This is a genomic window from Xenophilus arseniciresistens, assembly GCF_028023875.1.
GTDB classification, from domain to species: domain Bacteria; phylum Pseudomonadota; class Gammaproteobacteria; order Burkholderiales; family Burkholderiaceae_C; genus Xenophilus; species Xenophilus arseniciresistens.
This window is the reverse complement of the sequence record NZ_JAQIPB010000010.1, coordinates 114531-140152: the sequence shown is the minus strand read 5'-3', so window position 1 is coordinate 140152 and position 25622 is coordinate 114531. Positions and strand designations below refer to the sequence as shown.

The following is a 25622-nucleotide window of genomic DNA, read 5'->3' as shown; positions in this document are numbered from 1 at the left end:
GGCCGCATGTCGCGCACCCGCATTCCCCTGACCGTCATCGGCGGCTTCCTCGGCGCCGGCAAAACCACGCTGCTCAACCACCTGCTGACCGAAGCGCGCGGCCAGCGCATCGCAGCGCTGGTGAACGACTTCGGCGCCATCAACCTGGACCGCGCGCTCATCGCCTCGCAGAGCGCGGAAGCCATCGAGCTGACCAACGGCTGCGTCTGTTGCACGCTGGGCGACGACCTGACGGACACGCTGATCCGGCTGCTCGAATCGCCGCTGCCGCCCGAAGCCATCGTGATCGAAGCCAGCGGCGTGTCCGACCCATGGCGCCTGGCCCAGGTGGGCCTGGCCGATCCGGCCCTCACACTCAACGCCGTGCTGGTGCTGGCCGATGCGCACGCGCTGCCCGAGCAGGCGGCCGACCCCCTGCTGGCCGACACCATCCAGCGCCAGCTGCGCGCGGCCGACCTGCTGGTGCTGAACAAATGCGAGCTGCCGGACAGCCTGGCCCTGCAGGCGCTGCGGCAATGGCTGGACATCGAGGCGCCCGGCACGCCGCGCTTCGAGACCACGCAGGCCCGCGTGCCGGCGCAGTTGCTGGGCATGGCGCGGCACACGGGCCCGCGCCAACCCCGGTTGGGCCAGGCGCCACGGCTGGTGAAGCCGGTCGATCACAGCCGCACCTTCGACACCTGGGCGCTGGAAGACGCGCCCGTGTTCAGCGCCCGTGCGCTGCGGGCGCTGCTCAAGGCCATGCCGCGCGGCGTGCTGCGCCTCAAGGGCTTGGTGCGCACCGATGAACATGCGCGGGCCGAACTGCACTTCGCGGGCCGGCACGGCTCGCTGCGTGCGGCCCCCCTCGGCGCTGCGTCCGCCCCCACCGACGCGCACGACACGCTGGTCGCCATCGGGCTACAGGGCCAGTTGCCGGTCGCCGCGCTCAACACTGCCTTGCGGGCTGCGGCGCTATGAAAGAAGGTACGAGTTTGAGTGCGCTTGACCTCACCTGCGCCCTGTCGGCGGTGGTGCTCTGGGGCCTGAACTTCGTCGCGATGAAGTATGGAATGCGCGACTTCACCGCATTTCAGCTCGGCGCCCTGCGCTACATCGCCGCGGTCATTCCGCTCATTTTCTTCGTCCGCAGACCGAGCGTCTCCGGATCCCGCGTGCTGCTGTTCGGGCTGGCGCAGTTGGGCCAGTTCGGCTTCCTGTTCGTCGCGCTGCAGATGGGCATGACCTCGGCGCTCGCCTCCGTGCTGATGCAGGTGCAGGTCTTCTTCACGGTCATTTTGGGCGTGGTGGTGCTCAAGGAGAACGTGAGCCGGCCCATGCAGGTGGCCCTGGTGCTGGCCGCGCTGGGGCTGGCATGTTTTGCCATGAACGTGGGCGGCGCCGTCGCCGGCGGCATCGCATTGGGCAGTCTGCTGCTCAACCTGTTGGGCGCGTTGATGTGGGCCTCGTCGAACATCATTGCCCGCCAGACCCAGGCCGCGCACCCAGGCTACGATCCGCTGCAGTTCGTGGTGTGGACCTGCCTCGTGCCGATCCTGCCGTTCCTGCTGCTGTCCTGGCTCTTCGACCCTGTCGAGTCCCGCCAGAACTGGACGAACGCGGGAGCGGGCGCCTGGATGGCGGTTCTCTATCTCGGCTGGTTCGTCAACATCGGCGCCTTCACGCTGTGGACGCGGCTGCTGCAGCGCCACCCTGCCAACCGTGTCGCGCCCTTCAGCCTCGGGATCCCGCTGATCGGCATGGCCGCCGGCATCGCGCTGCTGGACGAGCAGGTCACACCGTGGCAGTGGGCGGGTTGCGCCTGCGTTCTGCTGGCCTTGTGTGTGGTCGTGTGCTACCCGCAGTGGCGCAGGTGGGTCGCCCGCCCGAATGCCGCCTGAGCAGCGTCTCGGCGCACTGACTTTCAGCGGCCTGCCACACAGGCCGCCTCATGCTTGCCGGGCCAGCACGGCGTCTTCGTCCAGGATGTGCGGGAAGTCGGCCTGCTCCGTGCCGCTCCAGGCCACGGGGGTATGGCGCCGGCGCTCCACGCCCAGCGAGAACACGTCGAAGCGGTTGTAATAGCCCACCACGTCGTGGAACTGCTTGGGCTCGATGCAGCGGTTCAGGTCGAAGTCCGCGTATGCGATGCCCTCCTCGTTTTGCTGCGTGTCGCCCACCGGCATGCCGGTGGGATCGATGAACATGGACACACCGCGCGGCGTCTGGTCCACGATCTCGGCCACCGACGGGTCGCGGCCCACGAGGAAGTCGCGCATGGCCTTGTCCATGAAGCTGGCGCAGACGATGCCGAAAGCCTTGGCTTCGAAGGAGTGCGCGGACGCGCGGATGCGGTTGGCTGCCACGTTGTCGAAATTGCGTCCATCGCCAGCCGGCTTGCGCGTGGGCCACATCGGCGGCCAGCTCGACACATGGATCTGCTCGCCCTGCGCCATCAGCGCGAAGCGCGCCAGCGGGTTGGTGTTCTCGCCGCAGATCAGCCCGCCGATCCGGCCGAAGCGGGTGTCCGCCACGCGCAGGCCCTGGCCGTCGCCGGGCGACCAGACCAGTTTCTCGTAGAAGGTCGGCACCAGCTTGCGGTGGTGGTTCAGCAGCGTGCCGTCCTCACCGATCAACAGGTTGCTGTTCCAGATGCAGCCCGCACTGACGGTGCTGCGCTCGCTGATTCCGATGGACACACAGACGCCGTGGCGGCGAGCCGCGGCCGCGATGCGCGCCACCTCCGGACCGGGCACGACCAGGCTGTTCTCGACCATGGCCTCGAACAGGTCGTGGTTGTAGATCGGTGCCCACAGCGCGGCCCAGACCGGGAAAGCGGGGATGTAGGTCTCGGGGAAGGCAATGACCTGTGCGCCATGGCGCGCGGCCTCCTCGATCAAGGCGACGGCTTTCTCGGTCGTCGCGGTCTTGTCGAGCAATACGGGCGCGGCGTGGGCGGCGGCCACGCGCACCCGGGGCAATGAACTCATGTCGTTGACTCGTGGATCGTTAGCAAGGGAGACATCAGGATAGTGGCGCCTGCGCCCTGCAGCGCAGGGCAAAACTGCAAGGCCTTGTGCAGTTTTTGCGGGGCTTGCGCGCACGGTTTCTGCGTTCTGGAGGGCACCGCCGCGCGGTGCTGCGTCGGTCGTGCACCAAGTACGACCACGACGCAGCCCGCAGGCGCCCACTCCACTTCCACTGCACTGACGAGGACTCATGTCGATCCATCGAAGAACCATCATCCGCACAGCCCTGGCCTCCACGCTCGCCGGGCTTGGCGCCGCGCCATGGATGCACGCGCACGCAAATGCACCACTGCGCATCGTGTCGCCATTCAACGCGGGCGGCGTCAACGACGTGCTGGCTCGTGCCATCGCCAAACCGTTGACCGAGTTGCTGGGACAGTCCGTCATCGTCGAAAACCGGCCCGGTGCGGGCGGCAGCATCGCAGCCGGCTATGTCGCACGCGCCACACCCGACGGCAACACACTCCTGATGGGGCTCGTGGACACGCAGTCCATCATCCAGTTCATCTACAAGAAGCTGCCCTACAACCCGGACACCGACCTGCGCCCGGTCAGCCTGGTCACCAGCATCCCGATCGTGCTGATGAGGGGACCGTCCCTCGGCCAGGTGCGTACCATGTCCGATCTGGTGCAACTGGCCAAGTCACGACCCGGTGCACTGACCTTTGGCAGTTGGGGCGTGGGCAGCATCGTGCACCTGGCCATGGAGCGACTGCTGGCGGCCCAGGGCCTTGAGATGTTGCACGTGCCCTTCTCGGGCCAGGCGCCGGCGGTACAGGCGGTACTGGCCGGCCAGGTCGACATGATGTTCGTGCCGGCCGGCGCGGCCGACGCCGCGGCCAGGGACGGGCGCGTACGCATCCTGGCCAGTGCCACACCAGCCCGCCTGGAATTGCTGCCGCAGGCACCCACGCTGCGGGAGCTTGGCATCGATCTCTCCATGGGCTTGTGGCAGGCCCTCTATGCACCCGCCGGCACGCCCGAGGCCACGGTGCACAAGCTGACAGCGGCCGTGCACGAGGCCATGCAGGACAAGGGCTTCTTCGACGTGGTGCGCTTGCAAGGTGCTCGGCCCGACCCCAGCTCCGCCGAATCGCTGCGCAAGCTACAGACGGAGGAGCGGCAGATCTATGGCGCACTCGTGAAGCGTCTGGACATCAAGCTGGAATAACACCAACGCCGCAGCGCGGCCCGCCGGGCCACGCCGCGCATGGCATCGCTACAGCGCCACGCCTCCGAACCAGGACAGCAGCCCGGTGTCCGCGTGGCAGTTGAGGTATTCGAAGTGCTGGCCATTCCCCGGCAACACGAAGACCTCGTGCCAGGTGCGCAGCTGGTTGGCCGCGCCGTACTTCTGGTAGCGCGCGATCGCAGCGCCGAAGATGGCCTTGTGCGAAACGTGGCGCTCGGACCATTGCTCCATCTTGCCCAGGTTCAGGAAGTAGCCGTGGGCATGGGTTTCGGGCACGGCTGCGCCGACCGCGTCCACCGTCTGCTGAAAGTGCAGGGAACAGCGGCCGCTGTCCTCCGGGTGATTGCGCAGGAAGTCCATGCCCTGCGCCAGCGGGTCGCGCAGGCGCCGTTCGTAGTCGTCCAGTTGCTCGGGATCACAGCCGCCTCAGTAGCTGGCGGAGCGGATCACCGCCAGATTGTGCGGCGCAGTGATGCGCCAGCGCCGGCCAGCGCCGTCGCGCGCGGCGCGGGAATCGCCCAGCGCGGCCGATCCGGCGGTGGCCAGCGTATCGCAGGCCGCCAGCGGGATGCGGTCGCGCACGGCGCCGAAGTAGCCGCCATAGAGCGTGGGCTTGATCGGCAGTGCATGGGCCAGGGCCGGCTTGCAGTCGGGCCAGTACAGCGTTTCGATGCGCTTGATCGGCACCGCCAGCAGTTCACGCCAGTGGCCGCAGTTGCCCCGCAGCCGCGCGTCATCGGCCCACCTGGCATCGTGCCGGGCGCGCCAGCGCAGCTGGTGCGTGGTGTCGGTCCAGTGGGCGGTCAGAACCTGGTTGACCAGCCCGGCCTCGTCGACGAAGCGCAAACGGTCGAAGGCCAGCGGCACATTGGGGCCCTGCAGCGCGGCGGCCGACCAGTCGGCAAAGCCGGAGCGCGCGACCGCTTCGTCGCTCGGCCCCTGCACGGCGAAGAAGCCGACCTGCAGTGCGCCATCGGGTCATGCACGAGTACGGCGGTACGTGCGCACGATTCCTGCAAGGCTGTAGGCTTTCAAGGAGATTGCCCGCACGACCCTTGTCGGTCTCCGGGCACCGACATGCCGGCCATTTCGACGCATCGGACCACAGCACCATGACGACCAAGAAGGTCCCACTGGCCGACCTCGACTGGGACGGCTTGCGCCTGTTCCTGCAAATTCAGCGCACCGGCAGCCTCTCGCAAGCGGCCCGAAATCTGCGCATCGACCATTCCACCGTGAGCCGGCGCCTGGCCCAGCTGGAGCTGTGCCTGGGCGGTGCACTGTTCGAGCGACGGCCCACGGGCCTGAAGCCGACCGAACTGGCGCACCTGATGACCCCCCAGGCCGAAGCCATGGAAGCCGCCATGCTGGCACTGCAGGAGCAGTTGGGCGCCGGCGCCGACCGTACGCCGACCGGCAATGTGCGCATTGCCATGATGGAGGGCATCGGAACCACCTTCGTGGCACGCCATCTCGCGCCGTTGCTGGAGCGGCATGCGGGCTTGCACATCGAGCTGGTGACGTCGGCGACGGTGGTCAATGTCAGCCGCCGTGAGGCCGACATCTTCGTGAGCTTCTTCCGTCCGGAAGGCCAGGGACTGGCCTGTGAGGCGATGGGACACTTCGCGCTCTATCTGTACGCGGCACCAGCCTACCTTGCTGCACACGGCACTCCGACGCGTCTGGATGAGCTCGTTTCGCACCAGTTCGTCAGCTACGTCGATGATCTGATTCAGCTCGACGCAGTTCGCTGGCTCGACGAGCTGGTGCAGAAACCGCAGATGCGCATGCAGTCCAACAGCATGCTTGCGCAGATGAGCGCCGCGGCGTCAGGCCTGGGGCTGGTGCTGTTGCCCAAGTTCTCGGTCGTGCAGGAGTCCGGCCTGGTGCCGGTCCTGACGGATGCGGCTCGCGTCAGTCGGACACTCTGGCTCAGCGTGCACCATGACCTGCAGTACTCCTCCCGCATCCGCGCGGTGACAAGTTACTTGCAACAGCTCTTCACGACACAGCAGGAGTGGCTCAACAGTCCTCCCGCACCAACGCCGCGTGCATGAATTCCGACGCAGCCGCTTGCCGCCCAAACCGGCAAGCGGCGAGGGCACTGAAGTCCCTGCCCTTCCGGACAGCCAGTGCAGCGCGCCGGAGGTGTCGCCCGTGCCCATCCGTCCTGGCCCTCGGCCTGAGCCGATGCGCAGATATCGTGCCGGCGCTGGCCCTGGCCACCCGTTTCGTTTTCTGTCGTGGGGTGCGAGGCGCTCAGTGCGCGCCCTCGGCACGGGCTGCGCCGCGCCGCTTCATCCACAGGCCGATCAGCAGCACCAAGGCAGCGCCTGCGGCGGCCAGGCCATGATGCAGCCAGGGCCGGGCCGCCAGCAGTGCGTGCAGCGACAGGTCGCCGGCCACGGTTTCGCCGCCCACCCAGCCGATCAGCGCAGCACCGGCCAGGATGATCAGCGGGAAGCGTTCCATGACCTTGATCATCAGCGCGCTGCCGAAGATCACCAGCGGAATGCTCAGGGCCAGGCCCAGGATCAGCAGCAGCGTGTCGCCATGCGCGGCCGCGGCCACGGCGATCACGTTGTCCAGGCTCATCACCAGGTCGGCAATGAGGATGGTGCGGATGGCGGCCCCCAGGCCGCCGACGCCTTCGGCCGGGCCGTCATCGCCGCCTTCGTCGCCCAGCAGCTGCACGCCGATCCACAGCAGCAGCACACCGCCGATGATCTGCAGAAAGCGCAGCGACAGCAGCTTGGCCGCCACCACCGTCAGCACCACGCGCAGCACCACGGCCGCGCCGGAGCCGAAGAGCACGGCCTTTTTCTGCTGCTCGGGCGGCAGCGCGCGGGCGGCCAGCGCGATCACGACCGCGTTGTCGCCCGAAAGCAGGATGTTGATCCAGACGATCTTGGCCAGGGCCAGCCAGAACAGGGGGGTTTGAAGAATTTCCACGGTGCACATCTCCTTGTTGTCATCGGCTTTCGTGGGTGAAGGAATCCGGTCCGCGGCATCGCAAGGAAGCTCGGCCGGAACGTAAAAACGCCCGCCACGGGAAAGTGGCGGGCGTTCCGGGCGCTCAGGATCGCAGCGTCATGGCAGGACCATCGGCATGCGCTCCGGTCTCACCTCAGATCAGGGACTTCAGGATGCGGCCCATCTCCGACGGGTTGCGCGTGACCTTGAAGCCACACTCTTCCATGATGGCGAGCTTGGCGTCGGCCGTGTCGGCACCGCCGGAGATCAGCGCGCCGGCGTGGCCCATGCGCTTGCCCGGAGGGGCGGTGACACCGGCGATGAAGCCCACGATCGGCTTCTTCATGTTGGCCTTGCACCAGCGGGCAGCATCTGCCTCGTCGGGGCCGCCGATCTCGCCGATCATGATCACGGCGTCGGTGTCCGGATCGTCGTTGAAGGCCTGCATCACGTCGATGTGCTTGAGGCCGTTGATCGGGTCGCCGCCGATGCCCACGGCCGAGGACTGGCCGATGCCCAGTTCGCTCAGCTGAGCCACGGCTTCATAGGTCAGCGTGCCCGAGCGCGAGACCACGCCGATGCGGCCCTTCTTGTGGATGTGGCCGGGCATGATGCCGATCTTGATCTCGTCGGGCGTGATCAGGCCGGGGCAGTTGGGGCCCAGCAGCAGCGTCTTCTTGCCGCCTGCGGCTTCCTTGGCCTTCATCTTGTTGCGCACTTCGAGCATGTCCTTGACCGGGATGCCTTCGGTGATGCAGATGGCCAGGTCCAGGTCGGCTTCAACGGCTTCCCAGATGGCGGCGGCAGCGCCTGCCGGCGGCACGTAGATCACCGACACGGTGGCGCCGGTCTGCGAGGCGGCTTCCTTGACCGAGGCGTAGATTGGGATGTCGAAGATCTTTTCGCCAGCCTTCTTGGGGTTCACGCCGGCCACGAAGGCGTTCTTGCCGTTCGCGTATTCCTGGCACTTCTCGGTGTGGAACTGACCGGTCTTGCCCGTGATGCCCTGGGTGATGACCTTGGTGTCTTTGTTGATGTAGATCGACATGACGCTGTTTCCTTACTTGGCCTGCACGGCTGCAACCACTTTTTGGGCCGCTTCGGCCATCGAGTCGGCGCTGATGATGGGAAGGCCCGATTCGGCCAGCATCTTCTTGCCCAGTTCTTCGTTCGTGCCCTTCATGCGCACGACCAGCGGCACCTGCAGGTTCACGGCCTTGCAGGCGGTGATCACGCCGGTGGCGATGGTGTCGCACTTCATGATGCCGCCGAAGATGTTGACCATGATGGCCTCGACCTTGGGGTTCTTGAGCATGATCTTGAAGGCTTCGGTGACCTTCTCGGGGGTGGCACCGCCGCCCACGTCCAGGAAGTTGGCCGGCTCGGCGCCGTACAGCTTGATGGTGTCCATGGTGGCCATGGCCAGGCCGGCGCCGTTGACCAGGCAGCCGATGTTGCCGTCCAGGCTGATGTAGGCCAGGTCGAACTTCGAGGCTTCGATTTCGGCCGCGTCTTCTTCGTCCAGGTCGCGCAGGGCCACGATCTCGGGGTGGCGGAACAGCGCGTTGGAGTCGAAGTTGAACTTCGCGTCCAGGGCGATCAGGTTGCCCTTGGAGTCGCAGTTCAGCGGGTTGATTTCAACCAGCGAGGCATCGGTTTCCATGTAGCACTGGTAGAGCTTGGCGAACAGGTCCACGGCCTGGTCCACCGAAGCGCCGCTCAGGCCGATGGCCGCGGCGATCTTCTTGCTCTGCTCGGCCGTGATGCCGGTCAGCGGATCGATGTACTCGGTGATGATCTTCTCGGGCGTGGCATGGGCCACTTCCTCGATGTCCATGCCGCCTTCGCTCGATGCGATGAAGGCGACCTTCTGCGTGGCGCGGTCGGTGACCAGCGACACATACAGCTCATTCTTGATGTCCGCGCCGTCTTCGATGTACAGGCGACGCACCTTCTGGCCTTCGGGGCCGGTCTGGTGGGTCTTGAGCTGCATGCCCAGGATCTGGCCCGACAGTTCCTTGACCTGGTCGATGCTCTTGGCGACCTTCACGCCGCCGCCCTTGCCACGGCCACCGGCGTGGATCTGGGCCTTGACCACCCACACGGGGCCGCCCAGTTTCTGGGCGGCCTCGACCGCCTCCTGGACCGTGAATGCCGGAATGCCGCGGGGCACAGGCACGCCGAACTTGGCAAGGATTTCCTTGCCCTGGTACTCGTGAATCTTCATGAGGTGTCTCTCGGAGCGGGGGATTGGGGGGTGTGCTGTGGTCCGCGGCCGATGGCCGCTCACCCTTTGCGGGAGAGGGCCGGGGGGCGCCGCAGCAGCCTTGGACTGTATCATGGGGCGGCTTTTAGGCCCTGTTGGCCCGACCGCGGTCAATACGTGGTTTCGCCAGCCCACCCCCTGTTTCCCCGAGGCTTTCTCACATGCCCAAGGTTTTCATCGATGGCGAAGCCGGCACCACCGGCCTGCAGATCCGCGAGCGCCTGGCGCTCATGCCCGAAGTCGAACTCGTGAGCATTGCGCCCGAGCTGCGCAAGGACGCCAGCGCCAAGCGCGACCTGATGGCCGGCGTGGACCTGGTGGTGCTGTGCCTGCACGACGACGCGGCGCGCGAATCGGTGGCCCTGATCGACGGCCTGGGCGGCGCCAAGCCGCGCATCATCGATGCCTCCACCGCGCACCGCGTGGCCCCGGGCTGGGTCTATGGCTTTCCCGAACTGGTGGCCGGCCATGCACAGGCCGTGGCCCAGGCCGAGCGCGTGGGCAACCCGGGCTGCTATGCCACCGGCGCCATCGCCATCCTGCGCCCGCTGATCGACGCCGGCCTGCTGCCGGCCGACTTTCCGGTCGCCCTGCCCGCCGTGAGCGGCTATTCGGGCGGCGGGCGCACCATGATCGAGGCCTACGAAGCCGGCCAGGCGCCGCTGTATGAAGCCTATGCGCTGGGCCTGGCCCACAAGCACATCCCCGAGATCATGGCGCTCACGGGCCTGCGCACGCGCCCGCTGTTCACCCCGGCCGTGGGCAACTTCAAGCAGGGCATGCTCGTGAACCTGCCGCTGCACCTCGACCAGCTGCCCACCAGGCCCAAGGCGGCCGACCTGCAGGCCGCGCTGGCCGCCCACTACGCCAGAAGCAACACGCCCGAGCAGTTCGTGCAGGTGCTGCCGGCCACCGAGGACGGCAAGCTCGACGCCCTGGCGCTGAACGACACCAACAAGCTGGAGCTGCGCGTGTTCGCCAACGAGGCCCATCGCCAGGCCGTGGTGGTGGCGCGCCTGGACAACCTGGGCAAGGGCGCCAGCGGCGCCGCGGTGCAGAACCTGAAGCTGATGCTGGGCCTGTGAGCCCCGCGCAGGTACAGGCGCAAGCTATCTAGACAACCAGGGCGTCGCAAGGGTCCCCACAAAGGATGGTCTGGGCAGAGGTGGCCGGCTACGCGCTGGCTCTGGGCAAGAGCGCATTGTTGGTGGTGGCCACCTTGCTGCCCATCATCAACCCGCCCAGCACCGCCACCATCTTCCTGTCGCTGACGGACGGTGCCTCCGAAGGCACGCGGCGCGAGCTTTCGCGCCGCATCGCGCGCAACGTCTTTCTGCTGATGCTGGCCTGCACGCTGGTCGGCTCCTTCGTGCTGGAGTTCTTCGGCATCTCGCTGGAGATCGTGCGCGTGGCCGGGGGGCTGCTGGTGGTCAACATCGGCTGGCGCCTGCTGGACGCCAAGGAGGCCGAGTCGGTGCGCGCCGCGCGCCTGGCCGAGGCCTACACGCCCGAGATGGTGCGCAAGACGCATTTCTACCCGCTGTCCTTCCCCATCACCTGCGGCCCGGGCACCGTGGCCGCCACCATCACGGTGGGGGCCAGCCTGGCCGATCCGGCGCTGGCCACGGCCACCGCCCGCACGCTGGGCGCCGTGGTCGGCCTGGCCGTGGTGGCCCTCACCATCCTCATGTGCTACCGCTACGCGCAGGCCATCCTGCGGCCGCTGGGCGAAACCGGCACGCTGGTCTTCATGCGCCTGTCGGCCTTCATCCTGCTGTGCCTGGGCATCCAGATCCTGTGGGATGGGCTGGCGCCGCTGCTGGCCGGCGTGGTGCAGCGGGGCTTGCTGCCGCCAGCCTGAAGCGCCCCCGGCCGCGCCGTGTCAGTCGGCGCAGTCGGGCGCCTGTGCGCCTTCGCGCAGCACGCGCGCCACCACTTCGGCCGAGAAGCCGCGCGTCATCAGAAAACGCATCTGGCGCGCACGCTCGCGCGGCTCGGTGGGGGGCTCGGCAAAGCGGCGCTGCCACAAGGCACGGGCGCGTTCCAGTTCAGTGCCCTGCAGGCTCTGCACGGCCTGCGCCACGGCCTCGGCATCGATGCCCTTGGCCTGCAGCTCCTGGCGGATGCGGGCGCTGCCCAGGCGCGCCGCGCGCTGGTGCAGCACCGACTGCACCACGCGCGCCTCGCTGATGAAACCGCGCGCCTGCAGCTCGTCCAGCGCCTGCGCCAGGGTGCCGGGCTCTTCTTCATGCGCCGCGAGCTTGCGCTCGAGCTCGGCGCGCGAATGCTCGCGCTGGCTCAGCAGGCGCAGCGCGCGGCCCTTGAGCGAGGGAGCGGCAAAGGCCACGGTGCGGGCGCCCTTCGCGCGGCCGCTCAGGCCTTGTCAGCCTTGTCGGCCTTGCCACCCTTGACTGCGGGCGCACCGTCCTCGTCGGCGCCGGTGGGCAGCAGGGCCACGCCCAGCGACTCGCGCACCTTGTTCTCGATCTCGACGGCCAGGTCGGGGTTCTCGCGCAGGAATTCGCGCGCGTTGTCGCGGCCCTGGCCGATCTTCTCGCCGTTGTAGGCGTACCAGGCGCCGGACTTGTCGAGGATGCGCGCGTTCACGCCCATGTCGATGATTTCGCCTTCGCGGCTGATGCCCTCGCCGAAGAGGATGTCGAACTCGGCCGTCTTGAAGGGAGGCGAGACCTTGTTCTTGACCACCTTGACCTTGGTTTCGTTGCCGATGGCCTCGTCGCCCTTCTTGAGGGTGCCGATGCGGCGGATGTCCAGGCGCACCGAGGCATAGAACTTCAGCGCGTTGCCGCCGGTGGTGGTTTCGGGGCTGCCGAACATCACGCCGATCTTCATGCGGATCTGGTTGATGAAGATGACCATGCAGTTGGTCTTCTTGATCGTGGCCGTGAGCTTGCGCAGCGCCTGGCTCATCAGGCGGGCCTGCAGGCCGGGCAGCGAATCGCCCATCTCGCCCTCGATTTCGGCCTTGGGCGTGAGCGCGGCCACCGAGTCGACCACGATCAGGTCCACGGCGCCCGAGCGCACCAGCGAATCCACGATCTCCAGCGCCTGCTCGCCGGTGTCGGGCTGGCTGATCAGCAGGTCGGGCAGGCTCACGCCCAGCTTGCTGGCGTACTGCACATCCAGCGCATGCTCGGCGTCGACGAAGGCGCAGGTGCCCCCCTGCTTCTGCATGTTGGCGATCACTTGCAGCGTGAGCGTGGTCTTGCCTGAAGATTCCGGGCCGTAGATCTCGACCACGCGGCCGCGCGGCAGGCCGCCCACGCCCAGCGCCACGTCCAGGCCCAGCGAGCCGGTGGAGACGACCTGGATGTCCTCGATCTGCTCGCCTTCGCCCAGGCGCATGATGGTGCCCTTGCCGAACTGCTTCTCGATCTGGGCCAGTGCGGCCTGCAGGGCCTTGGCCTTTTCGGTGTTGGCTGCGCCGCTGATGTTGGCACCCTTGACGACTGCGTCCATGTGGAATCTCCCGGTGGATCAATGAGATGGAAGTGGATCTTGAGCACCTGACCTTAATGACAGCCTGGATGCCTGAACAGTAGTTTAGGGGCGAATACTTCTCCAGCAACCCATTATTTGGTCAGTTTGGCTTACCATATGAAGCCTGATTTATGAATGCTGCAGCCGCCCTGCCCGCCCCGGACCCTGACGACGCCTGGCGCCAGACCCACCTGGGCCGCCTGCTGGGCGAGGCCATGCGCCGCTTCGACGCGCGGGTCTACGCGCTGATGGCGCATGACGTGGCGGTGCCGCTGGCGCTGTCGAACCTGGCGGCGCGCGAGCAGGTGACGGCCGCCCACATCCACATCACCCGGCACCTGGCGCGCGGCGGCTCGCGCCTGACCGAGCTGGCCCAGCGCGCCGGCATGAGCAAGCAGGCCATGGGCACGCTGGTGGATCAGTGCGCCGCCTGGGGCCTGGTCACGCGGGAGCCGGACCCGCTTGACGCGCGCGCCCGCATCGTGCGCTTCACGCCCGACGGCCTGGCCTGGCTGGACGCCTTCCGCCGCAGCGTGGCGCAGGCCGAGGCGGAGTTCCGCGCCAGCGTGGGCCAGGACGTGGCGACGGTGGTCATGCTGGGATTGGAGGCATATGCCATGGATGGCGCATGAACGCGCCATCGGCTGTGCAGCACCCATTCCTAGAATGACCACGTCCGGTTCTCCGTGGCCGGGCCCTTCCGTTCCCGGCTTGCCAACGCTGCCCACGCCGACGGTCTTTCCATGTCCTTCCTGGTCGCCCTGAGTTGCCCGCAATGCGCTGCGCCCCTGTCGCGGATGGCACGCTGGCGCACGGTGGTGTGCAGCCACTGCGGGGCCGCCGTCCTGCGCAACGGCCAACCGACGGTGGAGCGGGCGCGCTTTCGCGAGGCCTGGTTGCGCAGCCGCCCGGCCATCAGCACCCCGGCGGAGGATGACATCGTCTGGCACGGCCAGTCCTTCCGCATCCTCACGTCTCTGGGTGCCGGCGCGCATACCCGGGTGCTGCTGGCCCAGCGCATGGGCCACCCTGTGTGGCGCGTGATCTTCAAGCTGGCCCGCCATGCAGACGATGCGGGGCTCAACGCTCAGGCTGCAGCCCTCACGGCCTTGCGCGCCAGCCTCCAGCCCGGAGCAGCCCATTTCGTGCCACGACTGCCCACGCTGCTCGGCACGGGGCCGGTGCAGCATGAAGGACGGCGGTGTGCAGCGCTCGTCATGCGCCAGACCCCCGGCTATTGGGGCAGCGCGGCCGACCTGCAGAGCCTGCGGCCTGCCGGCATTGACGCGCGCCACGCGGTGTGGATCTGGCGGCGTCTGCTGGAGACACTGGGCTTCGTGCATGCCAGCGGGTGGACGCACGGCGACGTCAGCCTGGACCACGCGCTGCTGCACCCGCGCGACCACGGCGTGATGCTCATCGGCTGGTCAAAGGCCAAGGCCCTGGGTGCCGGCGGTGATGACCGCGCCCGGGCCCGCGACATTGCGCAAAGTGCGTGGCTTGTTCGCGCACTGCTGGCCGGCAGCACGGTGCAGGCGCCGCCACTGGGCCCATCCACGCCCCCAGCCCTGGCCGCCCTGCTGCGCCAATGCTGCGAAGCGCCCTTGCAAGCCGCTTCGCAGAGCGCCACCACGCTGGCCACCTCGCTGGGCGAGGCAGCGCGCGCAGACTTCGGCCCGCCGCGCTTCGTCCGCTTCGATCCACTCACCGCCTGATTTCTTCCACATCGCAAAGGGAGCACACCATGGGCTATGGCAATTACTCGTACGCCGCACACACGGCGCTGGTGGCTGATCGCAGCGCCAACCCGGGGCAGGAAGTTTTCCACCAAAGGGGCACGCACCCGCTGATGAACCCGCATGGCCTGACGGTGCGCGAATCGCGCGACAGCGTCGAGCATCCGCAGTCGCTGGCCATCGCATTTGCGCTCGACGTCACCGGCTCCATGGGCGACATCCCGCGCCAGCTGGCCACGCGCGAGCTGCCCACCTTCATGAAGCTTCTGACGGACTTCGGGGTAGCCGACCCGCAGATTCTTTTCATGGCCGTCGGCGATGCCAACTCCGACCGCGCGGCGCTGCAGGTGGGGCAGTTCGAGACCACGGCCGAGCTGATGGACCAGTGGCTCACGCGCAGCTATCTGGAGAGCGGTGGCGGCGGCTCCGGCGAAGAAAGCTACGAGCTCGCTTTCTACACGCTGGCCCAGCACACCGACATCGACTGCCACGTCAAGCGCCACAAGCGCGGCTATCTGTTCATGACGGGTGACGAGCTGCCCTACAGCGCCGTCTCGCGCCACCAGGTCGAGGCACTGTTCGGAGAGAAGCTGGACGAGGACATCCCGATCGAGGAGGTGATCGCCGCTGCGCAGGAGAGCTACCACCTGTTCTTCCTCATCCCCGATGCCCAGCGCCGCAAGAATTGCGAAGCCCGCTGGCGCGAATTGCTGGGCGACCAGGTGATCTGCATGGGGTCGCCGGAAGACGCCTGCGTGGTCGCTGCCGCGCTGGTGGCGCTCACCGAAAAGGCGGCGCCCGACCTGGACGCGCTGGCGCATGCCATGTCGGGCCATGGCGTGCCCCGTGAGCGCGTGGGCCGCGTGGTCCTGGCCATCGATGACTACGCAGCCTCGCTGGTGCCCGGCGCGCCGCGGCGGCCACGGCAACTGGCGCCGGCCGGTTCAGCGCCTGCTCGCTCAGGCTGGTGGAAGCGCCTGTTCGGCTGAAAAGTGTGCATGCGCCGCCCCTGAGCACACGCTACATCGCCCTGCTGGGCCTGGGCTTTGGCGACTGCGGGAAGGGCGTGTTCACCGACTATCTGTGCCGCCGCCTGGGCGCGCATACGGTGGTTCGCTTCAACGGCGGCGCGCAGGCCGGCCACAACGTGGTGCTGCCTGATGGGCGGCACCACACCTTTTCGCAATGGGGTGCAGGCAGCTTGGCGGGCAAGGTGGCCACGGTGCTGGCCACGCCGGTGGTCGTGCATCCGCATGCACTGGTCTACGAAGCAGCGGCGTTGCAAGCCGTGGGCATGGTGCAGCCGTTTGCACGCTTGCACATCGATGCCCACTGCCGCGTGACGACCCCGCTGCATCAGGCCGCCGGCCGCTTGCGCGAGTGGGCCCGGGGCAGTGCAGCGCACGGGAGTTGCGGCGTGGGCGTCGGCGAAACGGTGCTGCAGGGGCTGCGCGACCCGGACGCCGCGCTGCGCTACGGCGACCTGGTGTCTGCGCCGCGCGTGCGTGCCAAGCTGGCGGCACTGCGCGAGGCATTGCAGCGCGACGCCGACCTGCATCATGTCAGCACCAGCGCCGCGCAGGCCGAGTGGCGCGTGCTGCGCGACGAAAGCCTTGCCGAGCGCTGGCTCGACGCCATCGCGCCCGTGCTGCACGGCTGCCCACCTGCCAGCAAAGAGGCCATCGCACACCGGCTCACCCGGCCCGGCACCGTGGTCCTCGAAGGTGCGCAAGGGGTGTTGCTGGATGAGCGGCACGGCTTTCACCCGCACACCACCTGGAGCAGCGTGAGCACCGATGCCGTGCAGGCCGTGCTGGCGGACCTCGGCATCACCCGGCAAGCGCATCGGCTCGGGGTGCTGCGCAGCTACCTCACACGACATGGCGCGGGCCCCCTGCCCACCCACGATGAAGCGCTGAACGTGCTGGCCGAGCCACACAACGCCGACGAGGGCTGGCAGGGCCGATTTCGGCGCGGCCACCCGGACGCCGTGCTGCTTGCCTACGCCGTCCGCGCCGTCGGCACGCTCGATGGACTGGTGGCCAGCCATCTGGACGTGTTCGAGCGCACGCCGCTGTTGCGCTGGTGCACGGGCTACCGGTCGACCCATGCGGCGCCTGACGACGGTGCGCTGCTGCGACAACTGCCGGTTGGCACGCCCGGCGACCTGACACACAACGCGGCCCTGACGCAACTGCTGTTCAACGCGCAGCCGGTGTACGACCCCTTGCCGCTGCAAAGCGTGGCGCAGTGGCAATCGGCCGTCGAGGCCTGCACGGGGCTACCGGTGCTGCTTGGCAGCCACGGCCCCACGCATGCGGATGTACGCGCACGGCCGCAAGCGGCGCTCCTAGAATGAGCAGCAAGAAGGTCATCGGGTCGTACGGCGCAAGGCAAAGCCGCATCAGACATCCCCGGTCGCGCCAGGAGACATCGCATCATGCGCATCCTCATTGCCGAAGACGATCAGGTGCTGGCCGACGCCCTGCTGCGCAGCCTGCGCGCGGGCGGCGCGGCGGTGGACCATGTGGCCAGCGGCACGCAGGCCGATACGGCGCTGCTCACCAACAGCGAATTCGACCTGCTGATCCTGGACCTGGGCCTGCCGCAGCTGCACGGGCTGGAGATCCTCAGGCGCCTGCGCGCGCGCGGCTCGCAGATGCCGGTGCTGGTGCTCACGGCGGCCGATTCGGTGGAGGAGCGCGTCAAGGGCCTGGACCATGGCGCCGACGACTACATGGCCAAGCCCTTCTCGCTGCAGGAGCTGGAGGCGCGCGTGCGCGCGCTCACGCGGCGCGGCATGGGCGCGACCAGCAACGCCATCAAGCACGGCCCGCTGGTGTATGACCAGGCCGGCCGCGTGGCCACCATCGACGGCAAGATGATCGAGCTCTCGGCGCGCGAGCTGGGCCTGCTCGAAGTGCTGCTGCAGCGCGCGGGCCGCCTGGTCAGCAAGGACCAGCTGGTGGAGCGGCTGTGCGAGTGGGGCGAGGAAGTGAGCCTCAACGCCATCGAGGTCTACATCCACCGCCTGCGCAAGAAGATCGAAAAAGGCCCGATCCGTATCGCCACGGTGCGCGGGCTGGGCTACTGCCTGGAGAAGATCCAGGGGTGAAGCTTTTCCAGCGCGCCCAGAACTCGCTGTTCGGCGAGATTCTTGACTCCCTGCTCGCGCCGGCGCTGCTGGTGGTGCTGATGAGCATCGGCGTGACCTGGCTGGTGGCGCGCGGCATTGCGAATGCGCCCTACGACCGCAGCCTGACGCACAACGTGCGCGCGCTGGCCGACGAGGCCGTGCGCGCCCATGCGCAGGGCAGCACGCTGCGCGTGACGCCGCTGCTGCTGGCCGCGCTGCGCGGCGACGCGTCCGACCACATCTGGCTGCAGGTGCTCGACGAGGACGGCCGGCGCCTGGCCGGCGACGCCCAGATGCCCGCGCCCCAATGGTCCGACACGCCGCAGCCCGACGTGGTCTACCTCAGCGATGCGCAGATCAACGGCATGGCCGTGCGCATCGCCCAGCTGCGCGTGCGCGTGGATGCCACGCCCACTGCGCCCGGCACCGCTGGCATGGTCAGCGACGGGAAGTCCTCGCTGCGCTTCGGCCCCGACGGGCTGGCGCTGGACAGCTCCAACTGGCAGGACTGGGCTGCGCCCCGGCCGACGTCCGATCACACCCTGCTCGTGCAGCTGGCCGAGACGCGCATCAAGCAGGCCGGCCATGCGGCCGAGCTGATCACCGGCGTGCTGCTGCCGCAGTTCGCGCTGCTGCCGCTGGCCGTGATGCTGCTGTGGATCGCGCTGGCGCGCGGCATCAAGCCGCTGTCGGCGGTGGAAGAGCGGCTGCGCGAGCGGCGCCCCGACGACCTGAGCCCGATCGACGAATCGACCGTGCCGCTGGAGGTGGCGCCGCTGGTGTCGGCGCTGAACGTGCTGCTGGGCAAGCTCAGCGATTCGATGGCCACGCAAAAGCGCTTTCTGGCCGATGCCGCGCACCAGCTCAAGACGCCGCTGGCGGGCCTGCGCATGCAGGCCGATCTGGCGCTGCGCGAGGCGGCCGATGCGCAGGCACTCAAGCAATCGCTCAAGCAGATCGGCCGCTCCAGCGTGCGGGCCACGCACACGGTCAACCAGTTGCTGGCGCTGGCGCGCGCCGAAGGCGGCATCGGCACGCTGTCGCGCCACCCCTGCGACCTGGCCCGGCTGACCATGGAGCTGGTGCGCGAGATGCTGCCGCGCGCGATGGACAAGTCGCTGGACCTGGGCTACGAAGGCGCGCAGCCGGGCTCGCCCGGCGTGCTGCTGGAAGGCAATGCGGCGCTGCTGCGCGAGCTGATCCACAACCTGCTGGACAACGCCATCAACTACACGCCTTCGTCCACCGCGGCGCCGGGCGTGATCACGGCGCGCGTGCTGGCCGACCCCTTCGGCCACGTGCTGCTGCTGCAGGTGGAGGACAGCGGCGCGGGCATTCCCGAGGCCGAGCGCGAACTGGTCTTCGAGCCTTTCTACCGCGTGCTGGGCAACGAGGCCGACGGCTCGGGCCTGGGCCTGCCCATCGTGCGCGAGATCGCGCACCAGCACCGCGCGCAGGTGCTGCTCGAGGATGCCCGCCCGGGGCAGCAACCGCCGGGCACGCGCTTCACGGTGCGCTTCGACACATCGGACGGGGCGCCGCAACCGTAGCGCGCAGGCCGCTTCGCGGCGCGAAGCGCGTCAGCGCGCGGGCCCGGCCGGCAGCACCTGCAGCCATTGCGGCTGGATCTGCTGGCTCAGCCGCTGGGGCTCGCGCTCAGCGGCCTGGCGCGCCGATGCGTCCGCGCGCGACCAGAGGAAGTAGCCGAGGTTGGCCAGCACGAGGACAGCAAAAACGGCGCGCAGCATCATGCGCGGCATTCTCCTCCAACCGACTTGGCGCCCCTTCTCAACGCCCCTTGAACACCGGCTCGCGCTTTTCCACGAAAGCCTGGGCGGCCTCGCGGTGGTCCTCGGTCTGGCCGCAGTGGATGTGGTGCGTGGCTTCCAGGTCCAGGCAGTCGTGCAGTTCGCCGCCAGCCAGTGCGCGGTTCAGGTTTTCTTTCATGTAGCGGTAGGCGACCGTGGGGCCGCTGGCCAGGCGCTGCGCGATCTGCAGGGCCCGCGCGCCCAGTTCCTCGGGTGCGCAGGACCAGTTGGCCAGGCCCAGGCGCACGGCCTCGTCGGCGCTCACGCGCTCGCTCAGGAAGTACAGCTCGCGCGCCTTGGCCGCGCCCACCAGCTGCGTCATGAAGTAGCTGCCGCCGTAGTCGCCCGAAAAGCCCACGCGCGCAAAGGCCGTGGTCATGATGGCGGTGCTGCTCATCAGGCGCAGGTCGCAGGCCAGCGCCAGCGCCAGGCCCGCACCGGCCGCTGCACCGGGCAGCACGGCCAGCGTGGGTTTGGGCATCTTGAACAGGCGCCCGGCCGTTTCGCGCTGGTTCACGCGCTGCACGTGGATGGCTTCGTCGATGGTGCGCGGCCCCACCGTGCCGTCGCCCGAGGCGGCCATGCCCTTGACGTCGCCACCGGCGCAAAAGCCCTTGCCGGCGCCGGTCAGCACCACGCACTTGACCTCGGGGTCGAGCTCGGCGCGGGCCAGTTGCTCGGCCAGGGCCTGGTTCATGGCGCGGGTCATGGCGTTGCGCGCCTCGGGACGGTTCAGCGTCAGCGTGAGCACGCCGGCCTCCAGCGAGGCAAGCAGTTCGGGGGTGCCGGTGTTCAGGGCGGTAGCGGTCATGGGCGTTGGGCGTTGGGCGTGGAAGGTTGCGCGTCAGGCCACGGGCAGGCCCAGTTCGCGGGCCTCCTGCGCGTAGTGCGGGTAAGAGGCTTTCATGGTGGCGCCGTTGAGGATCATCTCGGCCACCAGCTTGCGCGTGGGCAGCTCATAGACCTTGGTGCGCACCCACACCGATTCGGTGCGCGCGCTCTCGCTCAAGGCGATGATTTCCCGCTCCAGCGCGTAGTCCTGGTCCACGAAGAGCGGGCCGTCGATCAGGCGGATCTCCTGGCCGGCGAACAGGCCCACGGCGGGCTTGCGGCCGCCCAGTTCGGCCTGCGCAATGGTGGAGCCCAGCAGCACGCTGATCATCTCGGTCGGGATGATGGGGCGGCCCCAGGGCGAGGTCTTTGTTGCGCCTTCGGCCGTGTACCAGTCGCTGGGCTCGGTGATGACCTTGAGCTTGTCGTTGAGCGTGAAGGGGTAGTGGTCGCCCATGTGCTGGTCGAAGCCCATGCGGATCGTCTCGGGCCTGGCGCCGCGCTGGCCCACCTTGAGGTCGCGGTTGATCACCAGGCCCGTGGCCGGGCGCAGCCTGGCGATGCGCTGCTGCAGCTCATGCGGATGCGCGCCGGCGTCGCCGATGGAGGCGCTGCCCGTGAGCACGGGCGTGCCGTCGGCCTTCTGCGCGAACAGGCGCACGAACTTCGCGCCCGGCGCGGGCCGCTCGACGAAGGCGCGCACCGATTCGCCCTCCACCACCATGTTCTGGTAGTGGGCGCTGATGCAGCCGGTGCGGAACCATTCCTCGCCGAAGGTCTGGAACAGCAGCGGGTCGAACTGGCTGAAATGCGTGGGCCCTTCGATGGGGCCGGCCCGCAGGCCCAGGCCCTCGGCCATCGCGTCGTCATGGATGGACTTGTGGCCGTCGTATTTCTGGTCGGCCAGCATCTGGCGCGGCTGGCGCAGCGGGCCGGCAAGGAAAGTGGCCGTCTGGCCGAATGGATTGGACATGCGCGTGCGTCTCCGGGGTCTGTCTTTCAGGCAGGCAAACAACAACAGCGCGCATGGTGGCCCATGTGTGCGCCGCAGGCTGTCACCCGCGGCGCAGGCCCCACAATCAACGCATGCCCACCCTCACGCCGCGCCAGTTCGCACTGCTCATTCCGCTGACCCTGTTCTGGGGCCTGAACTGGCCGGTGATGAAGCTGGGGGTGATGGACTTCCCGCCGCTGACCTTCCGCATGCTGTCGCTGTGGCTGGGCGTGCCGGTGCTGGGCCTGGCGCTGCTGGTGATGAAGGTGCCCTTCAGGGTGCCGCGCCAGCACTGGCCCGAGCTGCTGTGGCTGGCCGCCACCAACATGTTCGTCTGGCACGCCTGCATGATCGTGGCGCTCAAGGAGCTTTCGAGCGGGCGCGCGGCCATCCTGGGCTACACCATGCCCATCTTCTCGGCGCTGATCGGCGCCCTGCTTTTTTCCACGCGGCTGTCGGCCCGCGCCTGGCTGGGCGTGGGCGCGGCAGGCCTGGGCGTGGCACTGCTGCTGTGGCACGAGCTGACGGGCCTGGCCGGCAAGCCGGCCTTCGTGCTGCTGGCACTGGTGGCCGCCGCCACCTGGGCCGTGGGCACGCAGCTGCTGCGCCGCACCGCCATGCCCGTGCCCACGCTCACGCTGTCGTTCTGGATGACCACCGCCACGGCCGTGGTGCTCACGCTCCTGTCGGTGCTGCTGGAGCGCCCGCAGTGGAAGGCGCCCGGCGCCGCCACCTGGGGCGCCGTCGTCTACAACGGCGTGCTGATCTTCGGCTTCGCGCACGCGGCCTGGTTCGTGCTGGCCCGCGGCCTGCCGCCCATCGCCTCCACGCTCAGCGTCATGTTCATCCCGGTGCTGGGCGTGTTCAGCGGCGCGCTGTGGCTGCATGAAGTCATCCACTGGCAGGACTGGGCGGCAGTGCTGCTGATGGTGCTGGCCATCGCGGCCGTGCTGTGGCCGACGCGGCAGGCGGTGCCGGCGGAATAGGGCTGCGGGCCGGCACTGATCGTGCTTGCGTTGATGGGCGGCTACAGTCGCGTGCCGGCCTGGTGCTGGCGTTCCTTCTTGTCCCATCAGGAGCCTGTGTGACCATGCGCGCCCCCTCTTTGCTGCTTTCGCGTTTTTCACTGCCGCGCACGCTGCGCGCCCTCACCCTGACGGCTGCCGCAGCGGCCACGGCTGCGGCCCTGGCCGCCCCCGTCAAGGTCGGCATCGCGCTGGACATCTCGGGCCCCTTTGCCGCGCTGGGCGCCGAGGCGCGCGACGGCTTCAACCTGGCGATCAAGCAGATGGGCGGCAAGCTCGGTGGCCAGCCGGTGGAGTACGTGCAGGCCGACATGGCCGGCAGCCCGGACCAGGCCAAGCAGCTGGTGGACCGCATGATCCAGCGCGAGAAGATCGACCTGTTCACCGGGCCCATCGGCTCCAACGTGGCGCTGGCCGTGGGCCCCACGCTGTTCCAGGCCAAGGTGCCCTACCTGTCGTCCAACGCCGGCCCCAGCCAGTTCGCGGGCGCGCAGTGCAATGCCTACTTCTTCGGCACCGCCTACCAGAACGACCAGTTCCATGAAGCGGCCGGCAAGTTCGCGCAGGACAAGGGCTTCAAGAAGGCCGTGCTGATCGCGCCCAACTACCCCGCCGGCAAGGACGCACTGGGCGGCTTCAAGCGCCAGTTCAAGGGTCAGGTGGCCGACGAGCTCTACACCAAGCTGGGCCAGATCGACTACGCGGCCGAGCTTGCGCAGCTGCGCGCGGCCAAGCCCGATTCGGTCTACTTCTTCCTGCCCGGCGCGATGGGCATCAACTTCGTCAAGCAGTTCGTGGGCGCCGGGCTGTCCAAGGACATCACCTTGGTCACCAGCGGCTTCTCGGCCGACGAGGACGTGATCGGCGCGGTGGGCGAGCCCATGCTGGGCCTGTTCAACACCTCGCACTGGGCGCACGATCTGGACAACGCGGCCAACAAGGCCTTCGTCGAGGCCTTCCGCAAGGAATACAACGGCCGCTACCCCTCGCTGTATGCCGCGCAGGCCTATGACGTGATCCTGGCCATGGACGCCGCCATCAAACAGGCCGGCGGCAACGCCGCCAACCGCGAGGCCGTGATCGCCGCGCTCAAGAAGGCCAACTTCGCCTCCACGCGCGGCGCCTTCAAGTACGCCAACAACCACTACCCCATCGAGAACTTCCACCTGCGCGTGATCGGCAAGGACGCGCAGGGCAGGATCACCAACAAGACGGTGAGCACACTGCTGACGAACTACGGCGATTCGTACGCCGCCAAGTGCCCCTTGAAGTGACCGGCACGCTCGTTCTTGAGCAACTGCTCAACGGCATCGGCTACGGCCTGATGCTGTTCCTGCTGGCCGCCGGGCTGACGCTGGTGTTCGGCATCATGGACGTGCTGAACCTCGCGCACGGCTCGCTGTTCATGGCCGGCGCCTACCTGGCGGCCGAGGCCCACACGCGCACCGGCTCCTTCACGGCCGCCATCGTCTTTGCGGTGCTGGCCACGGTGGCACTGGCGCTGCTGCTCGAAGTGCTGCTGATGCGCCGCCTCTACGCGCGCGACCACCTGGCGCAGGTGCTGGCCACCTTTGGCGTGATCCTGATCGCCGACGACCTCGTGAAGATGGCCTGGGGGCCGTCGCCCGTGATGGCACCCACGCCCAGCGCGCTGTCGGGCCCCATCGAAATCATTCCCGGCCTGCCCTACCCGGCCTACCGGCTGCTGATCCTCGGCGCCGGCGTGGCCGTGGCGCTGGGCCTGTGGTGGCTGGTGAACCACACGCGCATCGGCATGCGCGTGCGCGCGGGCGCATCAGACCGGCCCATGGCCGAGTGGATGGGCGTGCGCGTGGGCCGCATCTTCAACGGCGTGTTCCTGCTGGGCGCCGCGCTGGCAGCCCTGGCCGGCGCGCTGATGGGGCCCATCGTGGCGGTGCAGGTGGGCATGGGCGAGCAGATCCTGATCCCGGCCCTGGTGGTGCTGGTGATCGGCGGCATCGGCTCGGTGCGCGGCGCCTTCGTGGCCGCGCTGCTGGTGGGCGTGGTCGACACCATCGGCCGCGCCTTCCTGCCCATGGCCTTGCGCGCCACCTTGCCGCCGGCCACCGCGGCCGACCTGGGGCCGCTGTTCGCCGAACTGGCCATGTACGCGCTGATGGTGGGCGTGCTGATCTTCCGGCCCGCGGGCCTGTTCTCTCCCCGCACATGAAGCGCTCGACCCTGCTGTGCCTGGCACTGCTCGCCGCGCTGGCGGTCTTCCCGCTCGTGGCGCCGCTGCTGGGGCTGGAGTTCTACGTGAACTTCGTGCGGCGCGTGCTGATCGTGGCGCTGGCCGCGGCCAGCCTCAACTTCATCCTCGGCTTCGGCGGCCTGGTGGCGCTGGGGCATGCGGGCTTCATCGGCGTGGGCGCGTACACGGTGGTGGCGCTGACCGAGGCCGGGTTCTCCTCGGCCTGGCTGCTGTGGCCCGCCGCGATGGCGGTGGCCGCAGGCATCAGCGCCCTGATCGCAGGGGTGGTGCTGCGCACGCGCGGCGTGTACTTCATCATGAGCACGCTGGCCTTTGCGCAGATGCTGTACTTCTGCGCCGTGGCCCTGCGCGCCTACGGCGGCGACGACGGCTACACGCTGATGAGCCGGCCCGTGCTGCTGCCGGGCCTGGACCTGGGCCACGAGAGCACCTTCTATTGGGTGGTGCTGGCGCTGGTGGCGCCGCTGCTGTGGCTGATGCACCGCGCCACACGCGCGCGCTTCGGCCATGCGCTGATGGGCATCCGCGACAACGAGACGCGCATGCGCGCACTGGGTTTTCCGGTGCTGCGGCTGCAGTGGGTGGCCTTCGTGGCGGCCGGCGCCGTGGCTGGGCTGGCCGGCGCGCTGCTGGCGGCGGGCAACAACTTCGTGAGCCCCGCCACCATGCACTGGACGCAGTCGGCCACGCTGGTGGTGATGGTGGTGATCGGCGGCATGGGCCGCAGCTGGGGCGGGCCCGTGGGCGCGGCCGTGTGGCTGCTGCTGGAGGAAGTCTTGAAGCTGCATGCCGAGTACTGGCACCTGCCGCTGGGCTTGCTGCTGGTGGCGGTGGCACTGTGGGCGCCGCGTGGGCTGGCGGCGCTGGGCGCGCGCAAGGTCTTGCCTCCTGTGCCTGTCTCTCCCCCGCTCCCGCTGGC

The 25622-nt window shown here is 68.6% G+C and carries 24 protein-coding genes and 2 pseudogenes; 16 read left to right on the top strand and 10 right to left on the bottom strand.

Annotated features, from left to right (window positions below):
* Positions 1 to 6 precede the first annotated feature (6 nt).
* Positions 7 to 960 (top strand): CobW family GTP-binding protein, encoded by a 954-nt coding sequence (locus PGB34_RS19595; protein ID WP_271429790.1) that lies wholly within the window; start codon positions 7 to 9, stop codon positions 958 to 960.
* Positions 961 to 974: 14 nt separating this feature from the next.
* On the top strand, positions 975 to 1880 hold the full coding sequence (locus PGB34_RS19590) for an EamA family transporter (protein ID WP_333909038.1): 906 nt from the start codon (positions 975 to 977) through the stop codon (positions 1878 to 1880).
* 48 nt (positions 1881 to 1928) lie between these two features.
* Here the strand turns inward: PGB34_RS19590 and PGB34_RS19585 are convergent, their stop codons facing one another.
* Positions 1929 to 2969 (bottom strand): carbon-nitrogen hydrolase family protein, encoded by a 1041-nt coding sequence (locus PGB34_RS19585; RefSeq protein WP_271429788.1) that lies wholly within the window; start codon positions 2967 to 2969, stop codon positions 1929 to 1931.
* Between the two features lie 229 nt (positions 2970 to 3198).
* On the opposite strand from PGB34_RS19585, the gene PGB34_RS19580 reads away from it, so the two are divergent.
* A complete protein-coding gene (locus tag PGB34_RS19580) occupies positions 3199 to 4179 on the top strand; it encodes a Bug family tripartite tricarboxylate transporter substrate binding protein (protein WP_271429787.1) in 981 nt (326 codons plus the stop codon).
* A gap of 48 nt (positions 4180 to 4227) precedes the next feature.
* Here the strand turns inward: PGB34_RS19580 and PGB34_RS19575 are convergent.
* Positions 4228 to 5145, bottom strand: a pseudogene (locus PGB34_RS19575) (phenylacetaldoxime dehydratase family protein).
* 167 nt (positions 5146 to 5312) lie between these two features.
* Here PGB34_RS19575 and PGB34_RS19570 point away from each other — a divergent pair.
* Positions 5313 to 6257: a LysR family transcriptional regulator gene (locus PGB34_RS19570; protein ID WP_271429786.1), complete on the top strand. Its 945-nt coding sequence runs from the start codon at positions 5313 to 5315 to the stop codon at positions 6255 to 6257.
* 202 nt (positions 6258 to 6459) lie between these two features.
* Here the strand turns inward: PGB34_RS19570 and PGB34_RS19565 are convergent, their stop codons facing one another.
* The 3 genes from PGB34_RS19565 to sucC all read right to left on the bottom strand — a co-directional run bounded on the left by PGB34_RS19565 (position 6460) and on the right by sucC (position 9400).
* On the bottom strand, positions 6460 to 7152 hold the full coding sequence (locus PGB34_RS19565; RefSeq protein ID WP_271429785.1) for a TerC family protein: 693 nt from the start codon (positions 7150 to 7152) through the stop codon (positions 6460 to 6462).
* Positions 7153 to 7327: 175 nt separating this feature from the next.
* On the bottom strand, positions 7328 to 8221 hold the full coding sequence (gene sucD, locus PGB34_RS19560) for a succinate--CoA ligase subunit alpha (protein WP_271429784.1): 894 nt from the start codon (positions 8219 to 8221) through the stop codon (positions 7328 to 7330).
* Positions 8222 to 8233: 12 nt separating this feature from the next.
* A complete protein-coding gene (gene sucC, locus PGB34_RS19555; RefSeq protein WP_271429783.1) occupies positions 8234 to 9400 on the bottom strand; it encodes an ADP-forming succinate--CoA ligase subunit beta in 1167 nt (388 codons plus the stop codon).
* A gap of 200 nt (positions 9401 to 9600) precedes the next feature.
* Between sucC and argC the strand changes: the two genes are divergently transcribed.
* Both argC and PGB34_RS19545 read left to right on the top strand, forming a co-directional pair.
* Positions 9601 to 10524 (top strand): N-acetyl-gamma-glutamyl-phosphate reductase, encoded by a 924-nt coding sequence (gene argC / locus PGB34_RS19550; protein ID WP_271429782.1) that lies wholly within the window; start codon positions 9601 to 9603, stop codon positions 10522 to 10524.
* A gap of 65 nt (positions 10525 to 10589) precedes the next feature.
* On the top strand, positions 10590 to 11300 hold the full coding sequence (locus PGB34_RS19545; RefSeq protein ID WP_271429781.1) for a MarC family protein: 711 nt from the start codon (positions 10590 to 10592) through the stop codon (positions 11298 to 11300).
* 21 nt (positions 11301 to 11321) lie between these two features.
* Here the strand turns inward: PGB34_RS19545 and recX are convergent, their stop codons facing one another.
* Both recX and recA read right to left on the bottom strand, forming a co-directional pair.
* Positions 11322 to 11786, bottom strand: a complete 465-nt coding sequence (gene recX / locus PGB34_RS19540) for a recombination regulator RecX (RefSeq protein ID WP_271429780.1) — start codon at positions 11784 to 11786, stop codon at positions 11322 to 11324.
* A 26-nt stretch (positions 11787 to 11812) separates the two neighbouring features.
* Positions 11813 to 12919, bottom strand: coding sequence for a recombinase RecA (recA, locus tag PGB34_RS19535; protein ID WP_271429779.1), 1107 nt, complete (start codon positions 12917 to 12919; stop codon positions 11813 to 11815).
* 152 nt (positions 12920 to 13071) lie between these two features.
* Here recA and PGB34_RS19530 point away from each other — a divergent pair, with 152 nt between their 5' ends.
* From PGB34_RS19530 to PGB34_RS19505, 6 genes are all read left to right on the top strand, one after another.
* On the top strand, positions 13072 to 13572 hold the full coding sequence (locus PGB34_RS19530; protein WP_271429778.1) for a MarR family winged helix-turn-helix transcriptional regulator: 501 nt from the start codon (positions 13072 to 13074) through the stop codon (positions 13570 to 13572).
* Between the two features lie 111 nt (positions 13573 to 13683).
* Positions 13684 to 14655 (top strand): protein kinase family protein, encoded by a 972-nt coding sequence (locus PGB34_RS19525; RefSeq protein WP_271429777.1) that lies wholly within the window; start codon positions 13684 to 13686, stop codon positions 14653 to 14655.
* Between the two features lie 29 nt (positions 14656 to 14684).
* Positions 14685 to 15665 (top strand): VWA domain-containing protein, encoded by a 981-nt coding sequence (locus tag PGB34_RS19520; protein WP_271429776.1) that lies wholly within the window; start codon positions 14685 to 14687, stop codon positions 15663 to 15665.
* A 5-nt stretch (positions 15666 to 15670) separates the two neighbouring features.
* Entirely contained in the window at positions 15671 to 17035 is a 1365-nt protein-coding gene (locus tag PGB34_RS19515) for an adenylosuccinate synthetase (RefSeq protein ID WP_271429775.1), read from the top strand.
* 81 nt (positions 17036 to 17116) lie between these two features.
* On the top strand, positions 17117 to 17791 hold the full coding sequence (locus tag PGB34_RS19510; protein WP_271429774.1) for a response regulator: 675 nt from the start codon (positions 17117 to 17119) through the stop codon (positions 17789 to 17791).
* Positions 17788 to 19362, top strand: a complete 1575-nt coding sequence (locus tag PGB34_RS19505) for a sensor histidine kinase (protein WP_271429773.1) — start codon at positions 17788 to 17790, stop codon at positions 19360 to 19362. Before PGB34_RS19510 ends, PGB34_RS19505 begins: the two co-directional genes overlap by 4 nt.
* 30 nt (positions 19363 to 19392) lie before the next feature.
* On the opposite strand, the gene PGB34_RS19500 is transcribed toward PGB34_RS19505, so the two are convergent.
* Genes PGB34_RS19500 through PGB34_RS19490 form a run of 3 tightly spaced genes read right to left on the bottom strand, consistent with a single transcriptional unit; the run spans position 19393 to position 21424 of the window.
* Positions 19393 to 19563, bottom strand: a complete 171-nt coding sequence (locus PGB34_RS19500; protein ID WP_271429772.1) for a sporulation protein — start codon at positions 19561 to 19563, stop codon at positions 19393 to 19395.
* Between the two features lie 37 nt (positions 19564 to 19600).
* The gene (locus PGB34_RS19495; protein WP_271429771.1) at positions 19601 to 20431 is read right to left on the bottom strand and encodes an enoyl-CoA hydratase; all 831 of its coding nucleotides are present in this window, start codon (positions 20429 to 20431) and stop codon (positions 19601 to 19603) included.
* A 33-nt stretch (positions 20432 to 20464) separates the two neighbouring features.
* Positions 20465 to 21424: a hypothetical protein gene (locus PGB34_RS19490; protein ID WP_271429770.1), complete on the bottom strand. Its 960-nt coding sequence runs from the start codon at positions 21422 to 21424 to the stop codon at positions 20465 to 20467.
* A gap of 113 nt (positions 21425 to 21537) precedes the next feature.
* Here PGB34_RS19490 and PGB34_RS19485 point away from each other — a divergent pair, with 113 nt between their 5' ends.
* From PGB34_RS19485 to PGB34_RS19470, 4 genes and pseudogenes are all read left to right on the top strand, one after another.
* Positions 21538 to 22431 carry a DMT family transporter gene (locus tag PGB34_RS19485; protein ID WP_271429769.1) on the top strand — a complete coding sequence of 298 codons (894 nt, stop codon included), beginning with the start codon at positions 21538 to 21540 and terminating at the stop codon, positions 22429 to 22431.
* A gap of 104 nt (positions 22432 to 22535) precedes the next feature.
* Positions 22536 to 23744: an ABC transporter substrate-binding protein gene (locus PGB34_RS19480; protein ID WP_271429768.1), complete on the top strand. Its 1209-nt coding sequence runs from the start codon at positions 22536 to 22538 to the stop codon at positions 23742 to 23744.
* Positions 23741 to 24661, top strand: a complete 921-nt coding sequence (locus PGB34_RS19475; protein ID WP_271429858.1) for a branched-chain amino acid ABC transporter permease — start codon at positions 23741 to 23743, stop codon at positions 24659 to 24661. Before PGB34_RS19480 ends, PGB34_RS19475 begins: the two co-directional genes overlap by 4 nt.
* A pseudogene (locus PGB34_RS19470) lies at positions 24658 to 25569 on the top strand (branched-chain amino acid ABC transporter permease); the annotation flags it as partial. The gene PGB34_RS19475 and the pseudogene PGB34_RS19470, both read left to right, overlap by 4 nt.
* Between the last annotated feature and the right edge of the window lie 53 nt (positions 25570 to 25622).

Bases quoted from the DNA above. Each gene is read 5' to 3' on its own strand.
- argC (WP_271429782.1), top strand. From the start codon at position 9,601: ATGCCCAAGGTTTTCATCGATGGCGAAGCCGGCACCACCGGCCTGCAG.
- PGB34_RS19525 (WP_271429777.1), top strand. From the start codon at position 13,684: ATGTCCTTCCTGGTCGCCCTGAGTTGCCCGCAATGCGCTGCGCCCCTG.
- PGB34_RS19585 (WP_271429788.1), bottom strand. From the start codon at position 2,969: ATGAGTTCATTGCCCCGGGTGCGCGTGGCCGCCGCCCACGCCGCGCCC.
- PGB34_RS19495 (WP_271429771.1), bottom strand. From the start codon at position 20,431: ATGACCGCTACCGCCCTGAACACCGGCACCCCCGAACTGCTTGCCTCG.
- sucD (WP_271429784.1), bottom strand. From the start codon at position 8,221: ATGTCGATCTACATCAACAAAGACACCAAGGTCATCACCCAGGGCATC.
- PGB34_RS19570 (WP_271429786.1), top strand. From the start codon at position 5,313: ATGACGACCAAGAAGGTCCCACTGGCCGACCTCGACTGGGACGGCTTG.
- PGB34_RS19485 (WP_271429769.1), top strand. From the start codon at position 21,538: ATGCCCACCCTCACGCCGCGCCAGTTCGCACTGCTCATTCCGCTGACC.
- PGB34_RS19595 (WP_271429790.1), top strand. From the start codon at position 7: ATGTCGCGCACCCGCATTCCCCTGACCGTCATCGGCGGCTTCCTCGGC.
- PGB34_RS19545 (WP_271429781.1), top strand. From the start codon at position 10,590: ATGGTCTGGGCAGAGGTGGCCGGCTACGCGCTGGCTCTGGGCAAGAGC.
- PGB34_RS19580 (WP_271429787.1), top strand. From the start codon at position 3,199: ATGTCGATCCATCGAAGAACCATCATCCGCACAGCCCTGGCCTCCACG.
- sucC (WP_271429783.1), bottom strand. From the start codon at position 9,400: ATGAAGATTCACGAGTACCAGGGCAAGGAAATCCTTGCCAAGTTCGGC.
- PGB34_RS19510 (WP_271429774.1), top strand. From the start codon at position 17,117: ATGCGCATCCTCATTGCCGAAGACGATCAGGTGCTGGCCGACGCCCTG.
- PGB34_RS19500 (WP_271429772.1), bottom strand. From the start codon at position 19,563: ATGATGCTGCGCGCCGTTTTTGCTGTCCTCGTGCTGGCCAACCTCGGC.
- PGB34_RS19480 (WP_271429768.1), top strand. From the start codon at position 22,536: ATGCGCGCCCCCTCTTTGCTGCTTTCGCGTTTTTCACTGCCGCGCACG.
- recA (WP_271429779.1), bottom strand. From the start codon at position 12,919: ATGGACGCAGTCGTCAAGGGTGCCAACATCAGCGGCGCAGCCAACACC.
- PGB34_RS19490 (WP_271429770.1), bottom strand. From the start codon at position 21,424: ATGTCCAATCCATTCGGCCAGACGGCCACTTTCCTTGCCGGCCCGCTG.
- PGB34_RS19520 (WP_271429776.1), top strand. From the start codon at position 14,685: ATGGGCTATGGCAATTACTCGTACGCCGCACACACGGCGCTGGTGGCT.
- PGB34_RS19530 (WP_271429778.1), top strand. From the start codon at position 13,072: ATGAATGCTGCAGCCGCCCTGCCCGCCCCGGACCCTGACGACGCCTGG.